2 protein-coding genes are annotated in these 3733 nt (G+C 33.2%); both read right to left on the bottom strand.

The genetic code is table 11. The features are described from left to right. The coding region (locus QNK89_RS11875; protein WP_340171382.1) for a PilC/PilY family type IV pilus protein at window positions 1–3152 on the bottom strand (3152 nt) is incomplete at its 3' end. Further along, window positions 3131–3655, bottom strand: coding sequence for a hypothetical protein (locus QNK89_RS11880; protein WP_340171383.1), 525 nt, complete (start codon window positions 3653–3655; stop codon window positions 3131–3133). The genes QNK89_RS11875 and QNK89_RS11880, both read right to left, overlap by 22 nt. Window positions 3656–3733 lie beyond the last annotated feature (78 nt).

Below are 3733 nucleotides of genomic sequence, written 5' to 3' on the forward strand. Positions count from 1 at the left end.
TCCATAACAAAGTTCTCTGTTAAATCAATTTTAGTTATTTTACCCTCTAAGTCCGTTGCATAAATTAATGCTCCATTATAATTTGCTTTATTAGTGCCATCTGCGGTAATGACACTTAAATCTGCAGGTAAAGAATTAACTACATCATTTTCCATTCTTGTAAATCTTACTGTGCCAGAGCAAGAAATTCCTTGATCACATGGCCAAGGAGTATCAAATGTTATTTTTGAAATTCTAGATACAGTTCCATTGACAAGATAATCTATTGTATGCCCAACAGGTGGATTAAACTCAACTATATGTGGCATTTCACCTTTTGCAGAATCATGCTTTATATTAGGATCCATATGTGTGTGAACCTCAAGTACAGTATTGTTATTAGTCAACTGTCCCTCCGCAGGAACCCTACTAAATATAGTGGCAGACCTATTATCAGTAATTACAGCTTCATCTTCTATATCAATTACTTTTAATACTTTTCCTTCATTTTCTAGATCTATTACAAATACAACAGAACCAATATTAGGATTAACACCACCATTGTATCCTCCCCCAAACACTGCAACCCATCTATCCTTACCATCAACTTTAATTCTAATAATTCTTGGAGTTGACCAGGTTTCTCCTAACTTTCTATAATCATATTCTGGAGCAATATTTCCACCTACATAACCAAATTCAAATTTACTCGCATTAGCATCCCAATGTTCAACAAATTTATTAGTTTCATCATTGTTAAAAGCAAATAAATGAGTGGGACTATTTGGATCTGTAACATCGAGTGCAAACATACCTTTTCCACCTGCACCAAGCCCACTTAAAAGAATTGTTCGCCATCTTGGATTGTCTACGCCGTCATTTGGAGTATCATCAAAATAAATATCTTTAGCGACTGGAGAACCATCTATACCATAAATAGCATTTGTCGAATTAGCCTTGCTAGATGGGATCTTTTCGAGGACACCTAAAACATTTGGTGGAATATATCCCCACAACTCTTCGCCATCTGATGCTTTAAATGCATGAAGGATACCATTATTGGCTCCAGCATAAATAATTTCTGCTCTATTAGCACATGGTCCCCCACAAGTTGCTCCACTTTTAAAATTATTATAATTATTCTGCAATCTATAATATGAGTCTTTTTTCAGAAAATTAATAGTATTATCATCAACTGCTGATGCTTCTGGATTTGCAACTACAATTAAATCAGAATGATAAATATCTGCAAGCTTATGTATAGACTCTGTTGTATTATTATCTTCATCTTGATCATAAGTATCTATACCCCTAATAAAGTTTATTAAATTATCAGCTTCAGTATCTGTTGGTGGTATATTAGGAAATATTTTTGATTTTAAAAGATCTCTGTTAGCTGTTGTAAAATTATTTAAGCCAGTGCCAATTTCTGGGGTCCATATATTTCTAGTAGATGAAGTTTTAGAATTTAATTTATCTGCAGCATCCCACAAAGCTGAACCAAAAGTACCATCAGTATTTAATTGATATTTCTTTAAACTTCCTTTCCATTGTTTGTCTGTTTCGTATTCAAATGTCGATTGATAGACAAAATTATTCCTACTTACATCTGACATTACTGCAGGAGTAGTAAAGGTAAGTCGACCTGAGATAGCTTGTTTAATTGCATCTGTTAATTTTGCAAGCAGTTCTGCTTCATTCTCTGCATAAAGAGGATTTTTAGTTCCCCCAGCAGTTGCTAGTGTAGAATAATTACTATTAGATCCACCTAAAGCATAACCTACGGCAAAGGTTTTAACATTATGAGTTTGCCTGAGATCATTAGCAACTTGAACTACATTGGAGTTGTTTTGCCAAAATCCATCACTTATTACTATTAGAAAATTTAAAGAACAGGTTAAATCCCAATTATCAACCATACCAATGGATTGTGTTGTTGTTTTTCCAGTTGTAAAATAATTTCTCGCTTCTCTCATAGCAAAACGTAGGTTAGTTCCACCTTTTGTACGAATGCCATCTACACTTGAATAAATTAATTTAGCTCCATTATCTGAAATTCCAACTCTTATCTTTGCATATCCTCCTGTGCCTTTACCACTCCACTCCATCAAGCCAAAATTGGCTCCAGCTGTTAGATTGGTATCAGTAACTATTTTTTTAATTACTTTTTTAGCGCTAGACAATCTTGTTGCTACTACTCCTCCAAATGATGCTGTTAGAGCTAAACTAGTGTTAAATTTTCTAATTGAATGATTTCTAAAATCTCCAACATAGATATTATCACTACTATCTACACCCATTCCATAAGGAAAATTAAATGGAGAATTTAGAGAACGTGATCCATATTTTGCTTGGTAAACTAAGGATGAATTAAATTTTTGTATTCTGTGATTATTATGATCTGTAGCATATATATTTCCACTACTGTCATAAGCTGCGTCTATAGCTATATTAAATTTTCCATTCGCTGAAGACGCACTACCACCAGCTCCGTTTACATAGGTAAGATTATTTCCAGATACTGTATATTCTGAAATTTTACTTGTATGCCAAGATGCTACTATCAGTCTATTTCCAGCACTATTTAAAGACATACCTGGAGCAAAATTGACGTTACCAGAATTCATTACTTGATAGCCGGTTTGAGCTAAATTTGCTGTCGCATATTTACTAATTACATTGTTAGTATGTCCGACAAAAATATAGCTATTATTAACAGCAATTGAAACTGGGTTAGTCCAAGAAGTGGAGTTACTGGCAATACATTGACCAGTTAAACTAAGCTTTGAAATTCTAGCGAAACCAGAGTTTACTATATAAATTTCGTCGTTAAAAATTTGAAATTGCCTTGGATATGCCATTTGATTACAACCCGATCCATAACTTCCAAAGCTTCTAAGATATGTTCCTGCGCTATCAAAAACCTTAATTCTGTTATTTAGATACTCCAAAAAATAAATATTTCCTGAGCTATCTACTTGAACGTCTGTTACATATTGTGATGCTGTGTTAGTTTCTAATGTAGTGCTCATACTTCCAGACTTATCCAACATAATTAAAATATTTGCTGGAATATCTGTGGTTCCAGTCCCTGGCGGAGGACTCTTAGCTTGTACTTGAAAGCTAAATAAAAATAAGAATAAAAAGATGATTACTGTTGAGAGTCTAGCCATTCCCCCACCTTTGAATCATAATCTGCCATACAAACAGAATAAAGTTTACTTACTATATTTATAATTTCTGCATGACCATCATGAATATCTGTTTTAATGTATTCAATAATATCATTTCCAGACTCCCAAACATAACTGCCTCGCCATCTTGATTTTGGAACTCCTTCAGGAAGATTGAAACTACCATATTTCCCCATAGCATAATCCATCAACTTACTATCCTCCATGTTAGCCCTATAAAGCTGAATTCTATTAAGTTTGTTTTCTATATATAAATGAATAACACTTGTTCCATATAAACTTTTATCGTTCTTACAAAGTTCTTGCATTGGAATAATTAATTGCTCTCCTCCAAAACGGTCAGATATTGATAGAGGTATAAGTTCTCCAATTTTTACACTTTCTTTAGGACTTCCAAAATTTGTTGTTTTAAAATTACAAGCTAATGCATTTGCTTGCGCTAAGAAAAAAAATCCAAATATATAAACTATAAATTTATTCATTAATTAACTAAGGTTACCACAGCCTCTAAGGGAATTATAATATTACTTTGGGCGTTACATTTATCTTTAGATTCATTG

The sequence above is a fragment of the Lacinutrix sp. genome, assembly GCF_037625555.1.
Taxonomy (GTDB): Bacteria; Bacteroidota; Bacteroidia; order Flavobacteriales; family Flavobacteriaceae; genus Lacinutrix.